Below are 15,326 nucleotides of genomic sequence, written 5' to 3' on the forward strand. Positions count from 1 at the left end.
TCAGGCGTCCCCGGGAGCGTCCCAGGCGACCGGCAGGGCGCGCACGCCGTAGACGAACATGTTGTCGCGCAGCGGCACCTCCTCCGGGCGGCAGGCCAGCCGCAGGTGCGGGAAGCGGCGCACCAGGGCGGGCAGGGCGACGGTCATCTCCGCGCGGGCCAGCTGCTGGCCCAGGCACTGGTGGACGCCGTGTCCGAAGGCCAGGTGCGGGTTGCGCTCGCGGGTGAGGTCGAGGGCGGCCGGGTCGGCCCAGAGCGCGGGGTCCCGGTTGACCTCCGGTGTCGAGATCATCACCGTGCCGCCCGCCGGGATCGGCTCGCCACCGAGGCTCAGATCCTCGGTGGCGACGCGGATCGGGCCCAGGTGGACGATCGACAGGTAGCGCAGCAGTTCCTCGACGGCCCGGCCGGCCACCTCGGGGTCGTGGCGCAGCAGTTCGAGCTGGCCGGGGTGCTCCAGCAGGGCGAAGGCGCCCAGGCCGATCATGTTGGCCGTGGTCTCGTGCCCGGCGACGAGCAGCAGGTTGGCGATGCCGACCAGCTCGTCGTCGCTGAGCTCTCCCGCGTGGTCGCCGTGGATCAGCCCGGACAGCAGGCCGTCGTCGGGCCGGGAACGCTTGGCGGTCACCAGCTCGCGCATGAACTGCCGCATCTCATCACGGACCCGAACCGCCTCTTCCAGCGGCGCGTCCATGCGCAGAAGGGTCGCCGTACGTTGCTGGAAGTCGGCCCGGGCCTCGTACGGGACGCCGAGCAGCTCGCAGATCACCAGCGACGGCACGGGCAGGGCGAACGCGCTGACCAGGTCGGCCGACGTGCCCGCGGCCGCCATCGCGTCCAGGTGAGCGTCGACGATCTCGGTGATGCGCGGGACGAGCGCGCGCATCCGGCGCAGGGTGAACTGGCCGATGACCATCTTGCGCAGCCGGGTGTGCTCCGGCGGGTCCATGGCCAGGAACTGCCCGGCCCGGGCCCGCGGGTCGAACAGCTTCTCGCGCATCTCCTCGGGCACGGAGATCAGCGCGTTGTGCTGGTTGAACCGATCGGCGCTGAAGCGGCGATCGGCCAGCACGACACGGGCCTCCTCCATGCCGGTAACTATCCATATCGGTTCACCGGTGGCCAGTTTGACCTGGTTGACGGGCCCTTCCCCGTGCATCTCGGCCAGTGCCCGCGGCGGGTCGAACGGGCACTGCCGGGCCGTCAGCTCGGGGGGCAGCGGTATCCGCATCGTGACCTGATCGGGTGACGGGGGCTGCTCGACGCGGGAGACCTCGGCTGCAGAACGGGTCATCAGCACTCCTGTGGTGGATCACAGTGGATGGTGCGCTCTTGTTCGACCATACCCGGACTTGCACGCCATGCAACTTTGACTTTTCTGTTCGTCGAGACCGTTGTCGAGACCGTTGTCGAGACCGCCGTCGCCCGGCACCCGCCGTCACTTGAGGCCCGCAGTCACCCGAGGCCCGCCGTCACCCGAGGCCCGCCGGCGGGTCCGAAGAGAGCGGGCCCTAACCCGAGAACGCGTCCACGGCGGCCTGGCAGAAGGCCTTGAGATCGTCGGGCTTACGGCTGGTCACCAGGGTGTTCGGGCCCGAGGTGCAGATCACGACCTCCCGGTCCTCCCAGTTCGCCCCGGCGTTGCGCAGGTCGGTCTGGATGCTGGGCCAGGAGGTGAGTTTCCTGCCGCGTACGACGTCGGCCTCGATGAGGGTCCACGGCGCGTGGCAGATGGCCGCGACGGGCTTTCCGGTGTCGAAGAAGTCCTTGACGAACCGGACGGCGCTGGGCACGGTCCGCAGGAAGTCGGGGTTGGCGACGCCGCCGGGCAGAACCAGCCCGTCGAAGTCGGCCACCAGCACGTCGTCGATCGTCTCGTCCACCGGGAACCGGTCGGCCTTGTCGAGATGGTCGAACGCCTGCACCTCACCCGCCTGGGTGGAGATCAGCCTGGGTGTGGCCCCCGCCTGCTTGACGGCCTGCCACGGTTCGGTGAGTTCGACCTGCTCGATGCCCTCCGGGGCGACGAGGAACGCGATCGTCTTGTCGTTGAGCATGATTTCCCCTTGTGACGTGCGACGATGTCTCCGGGGGGCAGTAATTCCCGGCATGTCGGCGTCTATGCGGGGTGTCCGGATTCACTGGAGAATTCATGCCCGGGACACCGATTCAGGGACGAACCTTGCGCCTTCGCAGACCCGAGGCGATGAGCCGGGCGAGGAGCTCGCGCGACGAAACGGCCTCGGCCCCCAGTGCGACCGCCCTTTCGTAGACGGTCTCGGGGACGTCGTAGTGGTCGCGGTCGAACGCCCGGGGCGGCACGCCCAGCAGGGCGGCGAAGGTGTGCAGCTCCTCGGTCGAGCTGTCGCTGACCAGGTGGGACCAGAGCAGGTCGCGGGGACCCGGCCAGTTGGGCGGGTCGATCAGGACGCTCACCGCTGGACGAGTTCGAGCGCGACCTCCAGGGCCGCGGCCCGGCGCTCATCGTCGGAGATCTCGTCGTCCCGCAGGATGAACCAGCTCGCGTGCAGGGCGAACAGGGCCATCGAGTGTTTCAGCCGGACGGCCGTCGGATCCTCCGGATCGACGAGGAAGGCGAGCACCTTGAACATCCGGTCCCGGGTCTTCTCCATCACGGGGTGATCCTTCAGCGCGGTCTGGTTGCGCTCGAAGAACCGCATGACCTCCTGGTGGCGCCCCCGGTACAGGTCATCGGAGTAGCGGCGGATCAGCTCGCGGCGGGTCTCGTCGGTGCGCGGCTGGGTCTCGGCCCAGGCGATCAGCTGCTCGACCGTGCGCACCCGGTCCTCCGCCAGGCTGGTGACGATCTCGTCCTTGCTCTTGAAGTGGTAGTAGAGGGCGGCCTTGGTCACGCCGAGGGCCTCGGCTATCTCGCGGAGCGAGGTGGCTTCGTAGCCCTGCTCGACGAAAAGCTTCAGGGCGATCTCCTGGATGCGGGTCCGGGTATCGACGTTTTCCCTCATGGCTCCCTTTGCGGCGAAATCAACTTGACGGCCGGTAAGTGATCGGCCTACATTCCCAGCATATCCGACACTAGCCGGTCGGCAAGTAAGTGAGATCGTTTCTTGAGGGGGCGACAGAAGTGACGGAGACCACAGCCGCACCGGGGCGGCGGCGTGAGGTCATGGTAGTGCTGCCGGGCCTGATGCTCGCGATGGTCCTGGCCATGCTCGACAACATGATCGTCGGTACCGCGATGCCTCGCATCGTCGGGGAGCTCGGCGGCCTGACCCACCTATCCTGGGTGGTGACGGCCTACGTGCTCGGCACCACCGTGTCCACCCCCATCTGGGGCAAGATCGGCGACCTGTATGGCCGGAAGAACATCTTCCTCGCCTCCATCGTCATCTTCATGATCGGCTCCGCGCTCTGCGGCATGGCCGGATCCGGGATGCTGGGCGGACCCTCCGGCGGCATGGCCCAGCTCATCGCCTTCCGCGCCTTTCAGGGTCTCGGTGCCGGCGGCCTGATGGTCAACGCGATGGCGATCATCGGTGACCTGGTCCCGCCCCGCGAGCGCGGCCAGTACCAGGGCATGATGGCCGGCGTGATGTCGCTGGCGATGATCGCCGGCCCGCTCGTCGGCGGATTCATCACCGACAAGCTCGACTGGCGCTGGGCCTTCTACGTGAACCTGCCCATCGGGTTCATCGCGCTGGCGCTGCTGGTGGTCAAGCTGAAGCTGCCCACCTACCGCACCGAGCACCGCATCGACTGGCTCGGCGCGGCCCTGCTGTCGGTCGGCATCACCGCGCTGGTCCTCATCACCACCTGGGGCGGCAACGACTACGCGTGGGGCTCGCCGCAGATCCTCGGCCTGGCAGCGCTCGCCGTGGTCACGCTGGGGTTGTTCATCCCGGTGGAGCGCCGCGCCGCCGAGCCGATCATGCCGCTCAACCTGTTCCGCAACCGCAACTTCACGCTGATCTCGCTGGTCGGCTTCCTGCTCGGCTTCGCGATGTTCGGCGCCATCAACTTCCTGCCGCTGTTCCAGCAGACGGTCCAGGGCGCCTCGGCCACCAACTCCGGCCTGCTGCTGCTGCCGATGATGGGCTCGGCCATGGTGGTCTCGCTCTTCGTCGGCCAGGCCATCACCAAGACCGGCAAGTACAAGATCTACCCGGTCCTCGGCGGTGTGATCATGGCGGTCGCCATGTGGCTGCTGTCCCTGATGGACGTCAACACGCCGTCCTGGCAGACCGGCGTGTTCATCGCGGTGCTCGGCCTGGGCATGGGCTTCCTGATGCAGACCACCATGCTGATCGCGCAGAACAGCGTGGACCAGAAGGACCTGGGCGTCTCCAGCAGCGCCTCCACCTTCTTCCGCTCCATCGGAGGATCGTTCGGCGTCTCGCTGTTCGGCGCGGTCTTCAACAACCAGCTCACCTCCAACCTGGAGAGCAAGCTGGGCCCCGCCGGGGACAAGCTCGCCTCCAGCGGCGGCCAGTTCAACCCGGCCGCCCTGCACCAGCTGCCCCCGAACGTGCGGATCGGCTTCCTGGAGTCACTGGCCACCTCCATCGCCGACGTCTTCTGGTGGGCGATCCTGTTCGCCGTCCTGGTGCCCCTGCTGGCCGCCTTCATCAAGGAGATCCCGCTGCGCGGCGCCCCCGGGCAGGATGAGGCCGCCGAGGCTCCGGTCGCCGCCGCCGTGCTCGACTGACGTCCACGGGAGCATCGCCAAGTCGCGACCCAGCCGGCCCCAAGTCACACCGGGCAGGCTGGGTCCGTGAACATCACCGCGACAACCGCCACCGCCGCCGGGCACCACGCCCGGCGGCCTCTGGTCGAAGACGCCCGCGACATCCACGAGCTGATCTCCCTGTGCGACACGCAGGTGATCGGCAAGGCGGACATGACACTGGACGACGTCACCGACCAGCTGAACGATCCCTCCTTCGACGGCGAGGCCGACGGCTGGGTCGTCCACGACGGGGCCGGGCGCCTGGTCGCCTGGGCCTGGGCCTGCCGTAAGGGCACCGGCGCCAACGTGGACATCGACGTGGTCGTGCACCCCGACGCGGCGGAGCTGACCGCCCCGCTCTGGGACACCGTGATCGAACGGGCCCGGCAGATCGCCGCCGAACTCGGCCATGACAGGGCCGTGGCCGACATCGGCCTGTACCGCGAGGACAGCGGCAAGCGCGCCGTCGTCGCCGCCCGCGGGTTCAGCGCGGCGACCAGCTTCATCCGCATGCTCGTCGACCACGACTCCCCGGTTGCCGAACCGAAGCTCCCGCCCGGCCTCTCGCTCCACCGGGGGCTCACCGAGGAGGTGCGCCGCCAGGGGCACGCCGTCCAGCAGGCCGGCTTCGCCGAACATTTCGGGTTCAGCCCCAAGGACTACGACGCGTGGTACGCGGAGCTGGACTCCTCCGCCAGCACCGACTGGTCGCAGCTGACGGTCGCCCATGCCGACGGCGAGCCGGCGGCGATGCTGCTGGGCACCGACGCCTTCGCCGGGGACGAGAGCTGCGGCTACGTCCGGCAGCTGGCCGTGCTGCCCGCCTTCCGCGGCCGGGGCCTCGGCCGCCTCATGCTGCGCAGGGCCTTCGCGGACGACGCCCGGCGCGGCCGGGTGGGCACCTACCTCCACGTGGACGCCAACAACAGCACGCCCGCGCTGGATCTGTACCTGTCGGTGGGCATGCGCCAGGTGCTGGCCATCGACGTCTGGCGGCGGACCGTCTGATCCGTCGCGGGTACGGCCCCGCGCGGGCCGTACCCGAGGAGCTCAGCGCCGCAGCAGCGGCAGCGCGCACGCCCCGGTGGCCAGCGCCGTGACCGCCAGGGCCACGCCGGTGCCCGTCATCGAGCCGACGCTCAGGTACAGCGTGCCGAACGTGGCCACGCCCACGACCTGGCCGAGCTGGGCCATCATGACGAACAGCCCGCTGGCGTCGGGGGCGTCCTCGGGTGCGACGTGGGAGAGCGCGACCGCCAGCACCGGGCTGAACGCCCCGCCGAGCCCGAACCCGATCACCGCCAGGGTGACCGTCAGGAACGGCTGGCCGTGCCCGCCGCCGCCGAACGCCAGTGCCAGACCGAGGTAGCCCAGCGCGGTCACGCCGTAGGAGACGACGATCATGCGCCGCTGCAGACGTTCGGGGACCCGCCGCCAGTTGAGGCTGGTCACGGCGAACGCCACCGCGCCGGGAATGAACGTCAGGCCCGCCCGCAGGGGACTGTCTCCCAGACGACCCTGCAGATGCAGGGCGAGGGTGAACAGGAACCCGCCGTAGGTCGCCATCACCCCGAAGACGGCCAGCGCGGAGGTGACCACCCCGGGAGCCCGCAGCACCCGCGCGGGCACCAGCGGAGCGGCGGCCCTGCGCTCGGCCAGCACGAAGACCCCCGCGAACGCCACGCTCGCGGCCATTGCGACCCATCCCCACAGCGGCCAGTCCTGGTCGTGTCCCAGCACCAGCGGCACCACCAGCAGGCTGACCGCCAGCGAGAGCGTGACCAGGCCGGGCAGGTCCAGCGGGCGGTGGCGCAGGGGGCCGTCGGCGGGCAGCAGCCTCGCGCCCAGGGCGAGCAGGCCGAGCCCGATCGGCACGTTGACCAGGAACACCGGCCGCCATGCCGTGCCGTACAGGTCGGCGGAGACCAGCACGCCGCCCAGCACCTGGCCGACGACGGCGGCCCCCGAGATCACCGTCGCGTAGAGGCTGAGCGCGCGGGCCCGCGCGGTCCCCTCGAAGTTGGTCTGGATCATGCTCAGCACCTGCGGCACCATCAGGGCCGCACCCGCGCCCTGAAGCAGCCGGAAGGCGATGAGCTGCCCGGCTGAGGCGGCCAGCCCGCAGGCCAGGGAGGCGGCGGTGAAGCCCGCCAGACCGTACAGGAACAGGCGACGCCCGCCGTACCGGCCGCCCAGCCGGGCACCGGTGATCAGCAACATGGCGTAGGCGATGGTGTAGCCAGAGATGATCATCTGGAGTCCCGAGCCGGACGTGCCGAGGTCGGAACGGATCACGGGAGAGGCGACGTTGACGATGGAGACGTCCAGGATCGCCATGAACTGGCCGGTGAGGATCACCGTCAGCAGCCAGGAAGTGCGGCGCGGGGCCGAAACCCCGGCGGCGGATCCGGCAGTGGATTCAGCAGTGGATGTCGCGGTCATGGAGATGACTGTGGTGCCGGGCCGGTACCGGTAACGAGTGCCTGCCGATCCTGGTACTGACAGCACCTGGCAGAGCCCTCGCCCGTCGGCCAGCATGGAGGGGTGACCATGACGACCCACGCGCGCGCCCGCCGCGTCGAGCTCGCGTCCTTCCTGCGCAGCCGCCGTGACCGCATCACCCCCGCCGCGGTGGGCCTGCCCCCGGGACTGCGCCGCCGTACCCCCGGCCTGCGGCGCGAGGAGGTCGCCCTGCTCGCCGGGGTCGGCGTCACCTGGTACACCTGGCTGGAGCAGGGACGGCCGATCAACGTCAGCGCGCAGGTGCTCGACGCGATCTCGCGGACGCTCAAGCTGGACGAGGCCGAGCGCGAGCATCTCTACCGGCTCGCCGACATGCCCTCGGTGCCCGCCGCCGGCGCCGGCACCGTCCTGGAGCCCGAGACCCAGCTCATCCTCGACCAGCTCAGCCCGCTGCCGGCCTGCGTCTACAACGGCCGCTACGACCTGCTGGCCTGGAACGACGCCTACGCCGCGCTGTTTCCCAACATGATCTCGCAGCCCTCCGGCACCCGCAACGCGCTGTGGCAGGTCTTCATCGCGAAGGACTGCTGCAGCCCGATGGTCAATCGCAAGGAGGAACTGCCGCAGATGGTGGCCACCCTCCGCGCGGGGTTCGGACGGCATCTGCGGGATCCCTCCTGGACCGACTTCGTCCGGCGGCTGTCGGCCGCCAGCCCGGAGTTCGCGGGCATGTGGGCCACCCACGACGTGGCCAGGCCCGGGAGCCGAATGAAGATCTTCCAGCACTCCGCGGCCGGGCAGGTGCGCACGATCTCCACGAGCATGGGGCTGGCGTCGCCGCCGGAGACGCGGATGGTGGTCTACACGCCGATGGACGAGGACAGCCGCGAGCGGATCGCCTGGATCAGAGCGAACCCGCAGGTCCCGGCGGTTTCGGCGCACACCCACTGAACTCCGGCAGGGGATACGGCGGGTGTCGTCCCGCCTCGGAGGGGAACGCCGTCGGCTTCGATTTCGCCGGCGGTGTCTCTTCGGAGGCGGGGACCGCCCTCGTCAGGCCGGCCGGTAGGCGATGGATCGTCGCGCGCCGCGAGAGTCTCGCGCCGGAAGAAGGGGCTCCGCCGCCGCCAGAGGCCCCGGGCGCGGCGGTCCTCAATGGGTGGGGACCACCCGGTCCTCAATGGGTGGGGACCACCCGGTCCTCAATGGGTGGGGACCACCCGGTCCTCAATGGGTGGGGACCACCCGGTGCTTGGAGAGATGGGCCAGCACCGCCTGGTTGGCCTCCCACCCGTCGGGAAACTTCACCGGCACTCCGAGCTGGACCGGTTCGGCCGAAGGATGGGCGTCCAGCAGCTCGGGGATGCCCGCCCTGGCGACCACGACACAGGCGTGCCGGTGCCGCGAGGCCAGCACGCACAGCCGCCCCGACTCCAGATGGAACGCCGTGGCGTCGCGACGGCCGGAGAGGGGGTGGAGCACGATCGTCACGTCGTACTCCCGCCCCTGGAGACGGTTGGCGGTGTCCACCGTGATCTCCTCAGGCACTCCGGCGGCCCGGATCGCGGCGACCTGGTCGCGGTGCGCGGCGCCGATGGCGATCCGGTCGGCCGTGACGCGATGGCTGCCGCGTTCGGAATGGGCGACCGGCGCCCGCTGCAACAGCCGTACGGCGAGCACCGCCACCGCCTGCACCGCTTCGGCGTCCGTGCGCACGGTGTGACGGCTCGGCAGCTCATACAGCGCCCAACCCGACGCGGCCGCCTCCTCCAGGGCGCGGTCGTAGGAGGTGCGCATGCCGTTCACGGTGAGCTCCAGCGAACGGTCGGCGTGACCCGTCCCGGCCCGGAACCCGGTGAACGGGTAGAACGCCTCGGAGACCACCGGCGCCGCCGAGGCGGGCAGCCGCCAGGAGACGGGCAGCCGGTGCACCGGCAGGTCGGGATTGTGCCGCAGCAGCACCGAGACCGCGCTCTGCACCGGGTCCCACGACAGGCCCGCCCAGCGGTCGCCGTCCACGATCGAGAACGGGTCGAGCTGGCCCGGGTCGCCCACGAACAGCGACCGCTCGAACAGCGAGGCGATGCGCAGCAGCTTGTCCGAACGCATCTGGTAGGCCTCGTCCACGATGGCCCAGGGCCAGGTCCGGTCGCCGATCCACGCCCACTTGTCGGCGGTGGCGATCACCACGGCCGGGTCGCCGAGATCGGGGAGCTTGCCCGCCACCGAGACATTGGAGTGGGCGAGGATACGGCCCGGCGTGATGTAGCCGCCGGCCGACAACCGGCCGATCGTCAGGTCCGGATGCTCGGTCGCGAGCCGGTCCACCAGGTCGTCGACCTGCTCGTTGGTCTGCGCGACGATCATCAGAGGCTCGCCGGTCTCGGCGATGTGCCCGGCGGCCTTGACCACCAGGGTGGACTTGCCCGCGCCGGGCGGAGAGTCCACCACCACGCCCCGGTTACGGGGCAGGTCCGCCAGGACCGCGTCGACGACGGCCGCAGCCTCCTGCTGGGGCGTCTGAGCGCTCACGACCATTCCTCCTGCGCGTCGTCGTCGCTGGGCACGTACTCCTGCGGCGGACCGCCGTGGGTCCATGGCGTCCGCTCGGGGTCGGGCAGCGCCGCCGAGGACTGGAAGTCGTCGGTCAGCGAGGTGTAGGAGACTCGTTCGCCCGGCTCGGGCACCGCGCCCGGGGCCGGCGTCTTGCCCCGCCCCATCCCCTTGGTGATCTTCAGGGTGATCTCGCCGTCCGCGATCTCGACGATCTCGGCGGCGTGGCCGCGCCGGTCGGGGCTGCCGACCGTGGTGCCCGGGGCCAGCCGTACCGGATCGTCGGTGCGGACCGTGATCAGCGGCCGCAGCTTGCGCGAGCGGCCCTCGCCCTCGGTGTGCTCCGGATCCGCGCCCGTGACCGTCCCGGAGAACGCCTCGCCGGTCAGCCGGTACTCGGCCATGACCAGCGGGTCGTCGTAGGCGCGTTGCACGTCGTAGCTCGCCCGGGCCCGCTCCAGCCCCGCCAGCCGCGCGGCGGCGCCGACCGCGCCGTCGCGGCGCGCCTGCGGCGGCCCGCCCTCGGCGATCCGCTCGACGAACCGGGTGAACGATCCGCGATCGGCGTCCCAGCGGTCCTTCACCCGCCCGCCCTCGGGCAGCGCGCGCAGCAGGCCGGCCGCCCTCCACATCAGCCGCCAGGTCGGTTCGAGCTGGGTTCGCACCGCCTGGGCGACGCGCTCCACGGCACGGTCGGTCGGAGCCTCCTCATAGGCCCGCACGGCGGGGGCGAGCACCTCGTTGTCGAAGCCCGGGTCGGTGGCGGGACCGGCCGGCGGCCACAGCAGCGGGTCCTCGGCCTCCTCGGCGGCCTGCCGGCCGGTCATCCCGCCGGGCGGATCGATCCATCCGAGCAGTGCCGCCAGGTTGGCGTCCTCCAGGGCGCTCTGCCCGGTCGCCCAGTGCATGCCCAGCGCCTCGGTCGCGATGAGCAGCAGGCACGAACCCGGCTGGTGCGACCGGTCGGCGAAGTAGGTCAGCCACCGGCCGAGCAGCGGCACCGACGGGTGCACCGGGTAGGGCCCGTCGGCCCGGCGGAAGCGGGTGGAGCGGCCCAGCAGCCCGACGAACGCGGCCGCCGACCGGTTCGGCACGAGGATCTGCGGGGCGTCCAGGCACCTTTCGTACGGCTCGCCGCCCTTCTTCTCGACCGTCTCGGTGGTCTTCTCGAACCCCTCGACGTACGGCAGGAGCACCTCGGCGAGCCCGGCGGCGAAGGAGAAGCGCAGGTCCCGGTTGCGCGGTTGGGGGACCACCAGCAGCCGGGGGTGGTCCGGATCGGTGCCCACCATGGCCGCCAGCGGCGCGGCGGCCTCACCGGCGAGCCTGAGCGGGATGAACACCATCGGGCGGGGGGCGATGTGGCAGTGCCGGACCGTGGTGATCCGCTGCGCGGACCCCTCCCGGACGGCCAGCAGCTGCGCCAGCGCCGTCAGGGCGCTCAATTCAGGCACTCCTCGCGCAGGCGGCTCGCCAGGCGGAGCAGCCGGGCGATCTCCTCCTGTCCCTCGGCCGGCTCGACCGTGCCCTCGGCCAGGCCGAGCGCCTCGGCCATGCCGGAGACGCCGCCGAGCTGATCGCGGACCTGGCGGCCGAGCAGATCGGCGGAGCCGCAGCCGCGCGCCTCGTCACGGCAGAACATGCACATGTCGCAGGTGGACAGGCAGTCCGGCGCATAGCGTGCGGGCACCCGGCACAGTGCCTCGGCGAGCTCCTGCGCCGGCCGGGTGGGCACCCCGTCCCGATCCGGGACCAGGTCGAAGGTCAGTCCGTCGGGCAGCCCCTCCAGCAGCCGGTCCACCCTGGTCATCCGGGCCAGCTGCCGCTTGAGCACCGCGAGTTGCCTGCGCACGTCCACCAGCGTCGCGGTCGGCCGGTTGGCGAAATTCTCCGGGCAGACGAGCACCACCTCGTGGGAGACGCGTCCGGGGTCGTGCCCGAGGTCGGACAGGAGGGCGCGCAGCGCCAGCACGTAGACCGCGGCCTGCCTGGCCGCCGCCGCGACCTTCTCCGGCTCGGCCTGGTCGTCGATCACGCTGAACGACTTGATCTCCACGATGTGGAAGCGTCCCCCGAGCTGGAAGGCCACCACGTCGGGCTCCAGATAGGAGGTGTGACCGGCGATCTCCAGGCTGAACAGCGGATGGTCGTAGAACACCGCCGTGTCGTCGTTCTCGCGCGCCGCCCGGTCGATCAGCGCCCGGGTGTGGGAGTGGCGCAGGTGGGAGCCGACGCTTTCCACGTCCTGGTAGCCCACCTGGGCGACGGGCAGTCCGAGCAGCTCGCGCAGCAGTCGCAGCAGCTCGGCGCAGCCGTTCTCTTTCACCAGGGCCTCGAACACGTTCCCGCGGGTGATCGCGAACTGCGACTGGCCGAAGGGGGCGGGAAAGCCGAGGTGTCGCGCGGTGCGATCCTTGTCCACTCCGGCGGCGTCCATCAACGCCCGGCGGGCGCAGCCGGGGTTGGCGGCCAGCGCCGCGATGGCGCGGGCGTCGTGCGCGCGGGACGGCATCGGTCCGCGCAGCTCGTCCAGCCGGTTCACCGGCCGCTCCCGAGTCCGGCGCTCCGCGCCGCCCACGCCATGTTCCGCCTGTCCATCAACAGGCCCCTCTCAAAGTGCTCATCGCGGTGGCGCCGAACAGGCGCTCCACGTCCGGTAGTTGCCTGCTCGCCCGTGCCGCCACCTCGGCCCGCTGCGCGGTGTCGGCGGCCCGGTGCACCTCCAGCTCGGCCCGCGCCGCGCGGATCGCGGTCGCCGGATCGGCCGGGACGAACCCCTCGACCGCGCCGGGGATGTTCTGCGCCATTCGCGACAGCAGCCGCAGCGCGCCCGGCGGCGGCTCGGCCAGCCGGGCGAGGTGTTCGGCGATGCGCATGGTCGAGGTGAGGAAGTCGACGCGTGGACTCAGCGGTCCCAGCACCCGTAGCTCGGGCGCCCAGGTGCTGTCGGCCAGCAGCCCGCGGGCGGGGGAGAGGCGGTCGGTCAGCGCCGCGCACAGGTAGTAGGGGCGCGCGTAGGGATCGCTGCGGAAGGAGCGCTCCTCGTCCCTGCGCAGGCTGGTGAGCTGGGAACCGCGCAGCGCGCCGGAGAAGAACGCGTCGTTCACCGCCACGATCAGCTTGGCCGCGGTCGGCACGCCGAGCAGGGCCAGTGTCTGGTGCACCTGCTCCCTGATCGGCAGCAGGGAGGTCTCGGGCTCGCGAAGCGCCAGGGGCGCCGGGGGCTCCTCGGCGGTGACCGCCGCGTCCCACGCCTGCTCGGCCCGGCGTAGATCCCCGCGCAGCGACCGGGCGAGCGCGTTGTCCCTCGCCTTCACCGCCCGCCGCACCTCGGCGCGGAGCTCGGCTATCCGCCGCTCCAACGCGTCCAGTGATTCACTCACGGCCCGGAGCGTAACAGGAGTTCCACCAGTCTCCCTTGAATTCCAGCGAATTCCAGCATTAAAGTGCAGGTCATGACACATTAATATTGGGACGAAAGGGGCATTTAATGCGTAACCTATCTGAAGGTCGTGCCGTCCACCTGCTGGACGTGGAGAACCTCGTAGGAACCGCGCGCCCCGCCACCAGAGACGTCCAGACCATGATGAGCCGCTACCGCGAACGCGTCCCGACCGGCGGCATGGACCAGTACGTCGCCGCGGTCAACCACGGGGCCATGGTTCCCGTCGGCCTGGCCCTGGCCGGCATCCAGCTCCTGGTCCGCTCCGGCCGCGACGGGGCCGACGAGGCCCTGGGCGAGGTGATCCGCCTCGACCACCTCGACGACCGGTTCGAGCGCGTGGTCATCGGCTCCGGCGACGGCATCTTCACCGAGTTCGCCGGCTGGCTGGCCGGGCGGGGTGTCCGCGTCGTGGTGGTCTCCCGCCCGGGAGCCCTCAACCACCGGCTGCGCCGTACGGCGAGCCAGGTCATCCCGCTGGACCTGGCCGCCTGATCACCGGCGGCGCCCGCGCCGGACGATCCGGCCGGCGCGCCTTCCGGCACCCCGGGTTCTGAGCATCGGTTCTGAACTCCGGATCGTGAGCCCCGGATCCCGGCAGTGCCGGACTCCGGGGCCGCCGGGATCCGGGATCTGGGATTCAGACCTTCGGCCTCAGGCGCCGATCTCCGAGCGGTCGCCCGACCAGAGGGTGTGGAAGGAACCCTCCCGGTCCACCCGCTGGTAGGTGTGCGCGCCGAAGAAGTCCCGCTGTCCCTGGATCAGGGCCGCCGGCAGCCGTTCGGCCCGCAGGGAGTCGTAGTAGGCCAGCGCGGTCGAGAAGCCGGGCACCGGGATGCCCAGCTCGGCCGCCTTCGCCACCACCCGCCGCCATGACTCCTGCGCCAGGCCCAGAGCCTCGGCGAAGAGCGGGGCGGTCAGCAGGGTCACCGGCGGGCTCTCCTGCTCGTAGGCCTCGCGGATGCGGTCCAGGAAGACGGCTCGGATGATGCAGCCGCCACGCCAGATCGTGGCCAGCGCTCCCGGGTCGACGTCCCAGCCGTACTCGGTGCTACCGGCCCTGATCTGGTCGAACCCCTGCGCGTAGGCGATGATCTTCGATGCGTACAGCGCCCGCCGCACGTCCTCGGCGAATCCCTCGCCCACCGACCCGGCCGGCGCACCCGAGGGACCGGGCAGGCCGCGCGCGGCCTGCCGAAGCTCCGCGTGGCCGGAGACCGAGCGGGCGAACACCGCCTCGGCGATGCCGCTCACCGGCACGCCCAGGTCCAGCGCGATCTGCACGGTCCACCGGCCGGTGCCCTTCTGCTCGGCCCGGTCGGCGATGACGTCCACGAGCGGCTTGCCGGTGCCCGCGTCGACCTGCCGGAGCACCTCGGCGGTGATCTCGATGAGATAGGAGGACAGCTCGCCCTTGTTCCACTCCTCGAAGACGTCGGCGAGCTCGGCCGGGCTCAGGCCGAGTCCCTGCCTGAGCAGGTCGTAAGCCTCCGCGATGAGCTGCATGTCGGCATACTCGATGCCGTTGTGCACCATCTTCACGAAGTGCCCGGCGCCGTCGGGGCCGATGTGCGTGCAGCAGGGCACGCCGTCGACCTTCGCGGCGATGTCCTCCAGCAGCGGGCCCAACGCCTCATAGGACTCCTTGGAGCCGCCCGGCATGATGCTCGGTCCCAGCAGCGCGCCCTCCTCACCGCCGGACACCCCGGCGCCGACGAAGTGGATGCCGCGCTCGCGCAGCGCGGCCTCCCTGCGGCGGGTGTCGAGGAAGTGCGCGTTCCCGCCGTCCACGAGCATGTCGCCCGGCTCCAGCAGGGGAGCGAACTCCTCGATCACCGCGTCGGTCGGCGCGCCGGCCTTGACCATGATGATGACGCGCCGGGGACGCTCCAGCGCCGCGACGAACTCCTCCGGAGTCTCACAGGCGACGAAGGCGCCCTCGTCTCCGTGCTCCTCGATCAGTGCCGTGGTCCGGGACTGCGACCTGTTGTGTACGGCTACCACGTGCCCGTGCCGTGCCAGGTTGCGGGCGAGGTTCGCCCCCATGACGGCCAGTCCGGTCACACCGATTCGTGCTTGGGTCATTCTCCGATACCCCCTTCGTGCTTCGCGTCCAAGAATGTCAGGTTGCTCCCCGTAGCGGTCATCGGTGGGGCATCGTCGG

Annotated in this window: 14 protein-coding genes; 4 read left to right on the top strand and 10 right to left on the bottom strand. The window is 71.0% G+C overall.

Annotation, left to right across the window (positions count from 1 at the left end):
- From ACQPYK_RS19630 to ACQPYK_RS19645, 4 genes are all read right to left on the bottom strand, one after another.
- Complete coding sequence (locus tag ACQPYK_RS19630) at positions 1 to 1,293, bottom strand: cytochrome P450 (RefSeq protein ID WP_433257165.1); 1,293 nt, start codon at positions 1,291 to 1,293, stop codon at positions 1 to 3.
- A 217-nt stretch (positions 1,294 to 1,510) separates the two neighbouring features.
- Entirely contained in the window at positions 1,511 to 2,056 is a 546-nt protein-coding gene (locus ACQPYK_RS19635; protein WP_433257167.1) for a type 1 glutamine amidotransferase domain-containing protein, read from the bottom strand.
- A 112-nt stretch (positions 2,057 to 2,168) separates the two neighbouring features.
- Entirely contained in the window at positions 2,169 to 2,435 is a 267-nt protein-coding gene (locus ACQPYK_RS19640; protein ID WP_433257169.1) for a DUF4031 domain-containing protein, read from the bottom strand.
- Entirely contained in the window at positions 2,432 to 2,983 is a 552-nt protein-coding gene (locus ACQPYK_RS19645; RefSeq protein WP_433257171.1) for a TetR/AcrR family transcriptional regulator, read from the bottom strand. Before ACQPYK_RS19645 ends, ACQPYK_RS19640 begins: the two co-directional genes overlap by 4 nt.
- 119 nt (positions 2,984 to 3,102) lie before the next feature.
- Between ACQPYK_RS19645 and ACQPYK_RS19650 the strand changes: the two genes are divergently transcribed.
- Positions 3,103 to 4,683, top strand: a complete 1,581-nt coding sequence (locus ACQPYK_RS19650; protein ID WP_433257173.1) for an MDR family MFS transporter — start codon at positions 3,103 to 3,105, stop codon at positions 4,681 to 4,683.
- A 66-nt stretch (positions 4,684 to 4,749) separates the two neighbouring features.
- The gene (locus tag ACQPYK_RS19655) at positions 4,750 to 5,712 is read left to right on the top strand and encodes a GNAT family N-acetyltransferase (RefSeq protein WP_433257174.1); all 963 of its coding nucleotides are present in this window, start codon (positions 4,750 to 4,752) and stop codon (positions 5,710 to 5,712) included.
- Positions 5,713 to 5,754: 42 nt separating this feature from the next.
- Here ACQPYK_RS19655 and ACQPYK_RS19660 read toward each other — a convergent pair whose 3' ends face one another.
- Positions 5,755 to 7,146, bottom strand: a complete 1,392-nt coding sequence (locus tag ACQPYK_RS19660; RefSeq protein ID WP_433257175.1) for an MFS transporter — start codon at positions 7,144 to 7,146, stop codon at positions 5,755 to 5,757.
- Positions 7,147 to 7,254: 108 nt separating this feature from the next.
- Here ACQPYK_RS19660 and ACQPYK_RS19665 point away from each other — a divergent pair, with 108 nt between their 5' ends.
- On the top strand, positions 7,255 to 8,118 hold the full coding sequence (locus ACQPYK_RS19665) for a helix-turn-helix transcriptional regulator (RefSeq protein WP_433257177.1): 864 nt from the start codon (positions 7,255 to 7,257) through the stop codon (positions 8,116 to 8,118).
- Between the two features lie 276 nt (positions 8,119 to 8,394).
- Here the strand turns inward: ACQPYK_RS19665 and ACQPYK_RS19670 are convergent, their stop codons facing one another.
- The 4 genes from ACQPYK_RS19670 to ACQPYK_RS19685 are packed head-to-tail and all read right to left on the bottom strand — an operon-like array spanning position 8,395 to position 13,103.
- On the bottom strand, positions 8,395 to 9,705 hold the full coding sequence (locus tag ACQPYK_RS19670) for an AAA family ATPase (protein WP_433257179.1): 1,311 nt from the start codon (positions 9,703 to 9,705) through the stop codon (positions 8,395 to 8,397).
- Complete coding sequence (locus tag ACQPYK_RS19675; protein ID WP_433257180.1) at positions 9,696 to 11,165, bottom strand: hypothetical protein; 1,470 nt, start codon at positions 11,163 to 11,165, stop codon at positions 9,696 to 9,698. The genes ACQPYK_RS19670 and ACQPYK_RS19675 overlap by 10 nt, the downstream gene beginning before the upstream one ends.
- The gene (locus tag ACQPYK_RS19680) at positions 11,162 to 12,262 is read right to left on the bottom strand and encodes a hypothetical protein (RefSeq protein WP_433257182.1); all 1,101 of its coding nucleotides are present in this window, start codon (positions 12,260 to 12,262) and stop codon (positions 11,162 to 11,164) included. Before ACQPYK_RS19680 ends, ACQPYK_RS19675 begins: the two co-directional genes overlap by 4 nt.
- Positions 12,263 to 12,317: 55 nt before the next feature.
- Positions 12,318 to 13,103 carry a hypothetical protein gene (locus ACQPYK_RS19685; protein WP_433257184.1) on the bottom strand — a complete coding sequence of 262 codons (786 nt, stop codon included), beginning with the start codon at positions 13,101 to 13,103 and terminating at the stop codon, positions 12,318 to 12,320.
- 107 nt (positions 13,104 to 13,210) lie between these two features.
- Here ACQPYK_RS19685 and ACQPYK_RS19690 point away from each other — a divergent pair, with 107 nt between their 5' ends.
- Positions 13,211 to 13,657 carry a hypothetical protein gene (locus ACQPYK_RS19690; protein WP_433257186.1) on the top strand — a complete coding sequence of 149 codons (447 nt, stop codon included), beginning with the start codon at positions 13,211 to 13,213 and terminating at the stop codon, positions 13,655 to 13,657.
- 159 nt (positions 13,658 to 13,816) lie between these two features.
- Here the strand turns inward: ACQPYK_RS19690 and gndA are convergent, their stop codons facing one another.
- Positions 13,817 to 15,247: an NADP-dependent phosphogluconate dehydrogenase gene (gene gndA / locus ACQPYK_RS19695; protein ID WP_433257188.1), complete on the bottom strand. Its 1,431-nt coding sequence runs from the start codon at positions 15,245 to 15,247 to the stop codon at positions 13,817 to 13,819.
- Between the last annotated feature and the right edge of the window lie 79 nt (positions 15,248 to 15,326).

Origin of the sequence: Streptosporangium sp. CA-135522, assembly GCF_050949235.1 — a bacterium.
In the GTDB taxonomy this organism is placed as follows: domain Bacteria; phylum Actinomycetota; class Actinomycetes; order Streptosporangiales; family Streptosporangiaceae; genus Streptosporangium.

What these genes read in the sequence shown, in the direction of transcription:
- ACQPYK_RS19630 (WP_433257165.1), bottom strand. Translation starts at nt 1,293, where the DNA reads ATGACCCGTTCTGCAGCCGAGGTCTCCCGCGTCGAGCAGCCCCCGTCA.
- ACQPYK_RS19635 (WP_433257167.1), bottom strand. Translation starts at nt 2,056, where the DNA reads ATGCTCAACGACAAGACGATCGCGTTCCTCGTCGCCCCGGAGGGCATC.
- ACQPYK_RS19645 (WP_433257171.1), bottom strand. Translation starts at nt 2,983, where the DNA reads ATGAGGGAAAACGTCGATACCCGGACCCGCATCCAGGAGATCGCCCTG.
- ACQPYK_RS19660 (WP_433257175.1), bottom strand. Translation starts at nt 7,146, where the DNA reads ATGACCGCGACATCCACTGCTGAATCCACTGCCGGATCCGCCGCCGGG.
- ACQPYK_RS19665 (WP_433257177.1), top strand. Translation starts at nt 7,255, where the DNA reads ATGACGACCCACGCGCGCGCCCGCCGCGTCGAGCTCGCGTCCTTCCTG.
- ACQPYK_RS19670 (WP_433257179.1), bottom strand. Translation starts at nt 9,705, where the DNA reads ATGGTCGTGAGCGCTCAGACGCCCCAGCAGGAGGCTGCGGCCGTCGTC.
- ACQPYK_RS19690 (WP_433257186.1), top strand. Translation starts at nt 13,211, where the DNA reads ATGCGTAACCTATCTGAAGGTCGTGCCGTCCACCTGCTGGACGTGGAG.
- gndA (WP_433257188.1), bottom strand. Translation starts at nt 15,247, where the DNA reads ATGACCCAAGCACGAATCGGTGTGACCGGACTGGCCGTCATGGGGGCG.